Here is a 1,255-nt window from a genome sequence, read left to right as displayed (position 1 = left end):
TCCCTCTTAACCGGCTATTCCATCCTGGATCCCTTGCGGCGACACGCCGAGCACGATGAGGTGCGTCGGTCTTCTGGGTCGCGGGTGCAACATGTGTCGCATGACGGACAAGGAAGTCCTGCGGCTCGAGCAGCGTGACGGCGAGTGGGTGCTCGCCGGTGAGCACGCCGCCCGGTTCGGGTTGGTGGACGAGTACCTCGCGCATCTGCTGGATCGGAACTACTCGCCGGCGACGGTGAGGTCGTATGGGTATGACCTGCTCGCATTCTGCCGCTGGCTGTCCGGGCAGGACCGCCCGCTGGAGGGGGTCACGACCGATGACCTCCTCGGGTTCCTCCGCGCATGTCGCGAGGCGACGCTGCCCGGCAGGGCGGGACCGAACGTCGTCGGGATGGACGGCCGCCGGCTGGATCGTTACGCGGCGACGACGATCAACCGCCGGCTCGCGGCGATCTCAGGGCTGTTCACGTATGCGGGACTGCGGGACCCGGCCAGACGCAACCCGGTCCCGCGGGGCAGGGAAGCACGTTGGCGGACCAGCGGGGAGCGGTCGGGGATGCTCGCTCACACGGTCCGACGCCCCGCAGCACGGTCCGCGTTGCGGTTGCGGGAGCCGCGACGGTTGCCGGTCGCGCTGTCGCCGCAGGACGCGGCGACGCTGGTGGGGAGTCTGCGGACCTGGCGGGATCGGGCGATCGCCGGGCTGATGCTGTGGTGCGGGCTGCGGTCGATGGAAGTCCTCGGCCTCCACGTGAAGGACGTCGATATCGGCGGCCGCTGGATCACTGTCACCGGGAAGGGCGCGAAGCAGCGTCGTGTCCCGCTGGATGCGGATGTCGCGTCGGTGATCGATGTCTACCTCCTCGCCGAGCGGCCCGAGTCGGACTTCGAGATCCTGTTCCTGGTCGGGAAGGGCCCGCATCGGGGCGGCCCGTTGACGGCGGCGGGGTTGCGGACGGTGTTCCGCTATCACCGGGGCCTGACCGGGGTGACCGGCGGGCACCCGCACGCGCTGCGTCACACGTTCGGAACAGTCCTCGCCGAGGCCGGTGTCGATCTCGCGGTGATGCAGGCGCTCCTCGGTCACGCTCACGTCGATACCACCGCCCGTTACGTCCACCTCGCTCCTGCTCATGTGAAGGCCCAGTTCGATGCGGCACGCGAACGCATCCGCGCTCAGCAGCGGTGACCCTGGGATCGCGTCGCTGCGAGGCGATGATCTCCGGGATGCGTATCTGCGTCATCTGACGGCGAC

At 69.2% G+C, this 1,255-nt stretch carries 1 protein-coding gene; it reads left to right on the top strand.

Annotation, left to right across the window (positions count from 1 at the left end; genetic code table 11):
* Positions 1 to 100: 100 nt before the first annotated feature.
* Positions 101 to 1,189 (top strand): tyrosine-type recombinase/integrase, encoded by a 1,089-nt coding sequence (locus ACPYN4_RS15490; RefSeq protein WP_239282831.1) that lies wholly within the window; start codon positions 101 to 103, stop codon positions 1,187 to 1,189.
* Positions 1,190 to 1,255: the final 66 nt, after the last annotated feature.

This window comes from Microbacterium sp. CH-015, from assembly GCF_049707015.1.
GTDB lineage: Bacteria > Actinomycetota > Actinomycetes > Actinomycetales > Microbacteriaceae > Microbacterium > Microbacterium aurum.
The sequence above is the reverse complement of the archived record's forward strand: the minus strand, read 5'-3'. Positions and strand labels throughout refer to the sequence as shown.